This window comes from Curvibacter sp. GW821-FHT01G03 (genome assembly GCF_059422285.1).
The window spans coordinates 1-245 of sequence record NZ_JBWKWP010000076.1 but is presented as its reverse complement, the minus strand read 5'-3'; the positions used below and the strand labels follow the sequence as shown (position 1 = coordinate 245).

Genomic DNA, 245 nt, shown 5'->3' with positions numbered 1-245 from the left:
GTCGTCCCTGAAAAATTCAAACTCCAAGCCGAGCGCCAAATAGAGGCGCCGTTGTAGCGCGCAAATTGAAGGCTGCACGCGCCCAGTTCAGGACAAATTGGGCCAAGCCAGCAGTCCCCGACAGGCGCAAAAAAGGGCCCATGCCCTTCTTGGCGATCATCCTCAGCAGCCAGCGCAGGTTGTAGCCCGCGGCACACAGCACCGCGTGCAGACTGTCTCCCTGTGCCCCTTTGAGATGGCAGCGG

The 245-nt window shown here is 60.4% G+C and carries 1 pseudogene; it reads right to left on the bottom strand.

Annotation, left to right across the window (positions count from 1 at the left end):
- Positions 1-16 precede the first annotated feature (16 nt).
- A pseudogene (locus AC07VS_RS28885) lies at positions 17-245 on the bottom strand (hypothetical protein); the annotation flags it as partial.